Source organism: Ruminococcus sp. CAG:379 (assembly GCF_000434255.1).
GTDB lineage: Bacteria > Bacillota > Clostridia > Oscillospirales > Ruminococcaceae > Ruminococcus_F > Ruminococcus_F champanellensis.
Window position 1 is genome coordinate 64,510 of record NZ_FR894886.1, and the last position, 2,375, is coordinate 66,884.

Here is a 2,375-nt window from a genome sequence, read left to right on the forward strand (position 1 = left end):
CATTCTTCCTGCCCACCAGCAGCCGCTCCGCTTCATCCCACTGCAGCACGCCTCCCAGATGGGCGGCGATCAGGGTCAGCTCCGGCACCGCTTCAGCAATTCGTGCCAGTGCCTCCGGAGAAGCATGCCGCACCTGGGGAGAAACCGGGTCGAACCCGGCATGAAACAGCACCGGCAGCCCCAGCTGGGCGCACCGCCGATAAATGGGCAGCATCCTTGGCTCATCCGCAAAAAAGCCCTGGTAATCCGGGTGCAGCTTGATGCCGTGAAGCCCCAGCTGCCGGATCCGCTCCAACTCCTCCAGCACATCCGGCGCATCCGGATGCACACTGCCGTAGCAGTACAGGATATCGTCCTGCTGCTGCGCCGCCCAGTCGTTGATGATGGTCTGCTGGGTGGGCTTGGTGGCGATGGGCAGAACCACGCCCTTATCCACGCCCCATTCCCGTAGCCGCCGGCGCAGCCCCTCCGCCGTACCGTCCGTTTCCGGGATCAGATCCGCCTTTCCGGCGATCTGCCCGATGGCTCGGGCGGCGATCTTCTCGGCAAAGGCGTGTACATGGAAATCGACCAGCATGAAAAAGCCTCCTCATAGCCTAAAAAAGCGGAACGCTTGCCGCATTCCGCTTTGTGTCCTGTGGATCACCCGGCGATATGCTGAATATCCTCCGGCTTGATCTCGAAATCAATGGTATCATTGGAGTAGTACTTGTAGGGGGTGTAGATCAGCTTCAGATCCTTCCGCTCGGAGGGAACCTCCAGCGCTACCACGAAGGAAATCTTCTCCCCTGCTGCCACCTGCTGGTGAACCAGCTTTCTGCCGGTGTTTGCGTAATATTTGGTTGCCTGGGAGTTTGCCAGTGCGGAATGTCCCACATCGGTGACAGTACCGTCCACATCCGTGGAGAAATGGGTCAGATAACTGAGATCCAGCACCTTGCCGGAATTGTTGGTTAAATTCATCTCCACAAACAGGATCTCCGTTTTGTTTTCGTTTTTGTTGGTAAACTTGTCCAGTGCCTTGACAGCCTCCACCTCAACCTGGAGCTTTTCCTGCTTCTCGGTGTTGTTGTATTCAGCCGGCTTGCCCACCTGGGCATCAACCACCGCACCCTTGACGGATTCGGAGATCCGATCCTCCGGCGCCGGAACAGGAACCACATACTCGGTGCTCTCCGGCACGGTATTGCTGCTGCTGTCGTTGTTGCAGCCTGCTGCCAGGGGGGATAGCATACACAAAGCAGCCAGCGTGATGGCTGCGCCTTTACGGAACTGGAACATAAGAGTTTCCTCCTTATATGTTATACATCATATTTCAGAATATACGCACAAAGCCGTCAGACAGACCTTGTGCAAGGTTGCACAAATTATTATATCACAAAAGCCTCCGCTTTGCAAGTCCTTTTTCGGAGATCCTGCATAAGGATGCCCAAAACGACAAACAGCGTCTGCGGAAAGCATAGCCTCCTGCAAACGCTGTCCTCCAAGGGGACGATCAGCCTGCGCTCGGAGCGGATACCGGGCAGACACCGGCGCAAGCGCCGCACTCGATGCAGGTATCAGCGTCAATCACATACTTGCTGTCGCCAGCGGAAATTGCGCTTACGGGACATTCGCTCTCGCAAGCACCGCACATGATGCAATCATCAGAAATTACGTATGCCATTCTAAATACACCTCCATTACATATTCAGCGCCGGGATCCTCCGGCACCGCTACCTATATTGTAACACATTTTTCGCAAAAAGCAAGTGTTTTTTTCAGGCAGGCGGACATTGCCTCAATCCTCCTGGACGCCGCCGCAGCTAAGCCCCAGCAGCATCCAGAAAACCGGAGTCACCGGCAGGGCGGAAATGTCGCACACCGCCGTCAGCAGATAGCCCCCTGCCCCCAGCAGCACCGCCAGTCCCAGGGGTGCCTTCCCCTTCCGGTATGCCTTTGCACCCCGGAGCAAGGACACTGCCGCCAGCGCCAGATACAACAGCAGTGCCGGGATCCCCCGGGTGGCTGCCTGGTACAGATAGTCGTTGTAGGGATCGTCCACAATGTTCAGATTCTGGATGATGGTATAGCTGGAGCGCAACTGGGCATAAATGTAATTATCCGCACCGGTACCCAGCAGGGGATACTTGGCAATAGTCTGGGCCGCCTGCTTCCACATATAGGGATAGATGCTCAAAGGCTGCTCCAGGTCGAACTTCCCCTGGGCATCCTGCCGGGAGTACTGACCGCACACATCGTTCCGGTACGCCCCATCCAGGAACACAATGGAACCGTCCTGCAAATGATAGCCGGCGGACAGGGGGGTATCCGCATCAGAGGACAGGAACTTGCTGCCGTTGAGCAAAGGCGCAGCACAGGCTGTGCCGAAGCCG

4 protein-coding genes (1 of these 4 running past the window's edge) are annotated in these 2,375 nt (G+C 56.8%); all 4 read right to left on the minus strand.

The features are described 5' to 3' along the window. On the minus strand, positions 1–577 hold the 5' portion of the coding sequence (locus QVO51_RS05705) for an amidohydrolase family protein (protein WP_022357589.1). The gene continues 59 nt to the left of window position 1, outside the view; only the first 577 of its 636 coding nucleotides appear in the window; the start codon lies at positions 575–577; the stop codon falls past the left edge of the window. A 65-nt stretch (positions 578–642) separates the two neighbouring features. Beyond that, complete coding sequence (locus QVO51_RS05710; RefSeq protein ID WP_022357590.1) at positions 643–1,281, minus strand: DUF4352 domain-containing protein; 639 nt, start codon at positions 1,279–1,281, stop codon at positions 643–645. Between the two features lie 214 nt (positions 1,282–1,495). Then, the gene (locus QVO51_RS05715; RefSeq protein WP_015559275.1) at positions 1,496–1,666 is read right to left on the minus strand and encodes a DUF362 domain-containing protein; all 171 of its coding nucleotides are present in this window, start codon (positions 1,664–1,666) and stop codon (positions 1,496–1,498) included. 114 nt (positions 1,667–1,780) lie between these two features. After that, positions 1,781–2,375, minus strand: a 595-nt coding sequence (locus QVO51_RS05720) for an O-antigen ligase family protein (RefSeq protein ID WP_288167907.1), incomplete at its 5' end; no start/stop codon positions are given.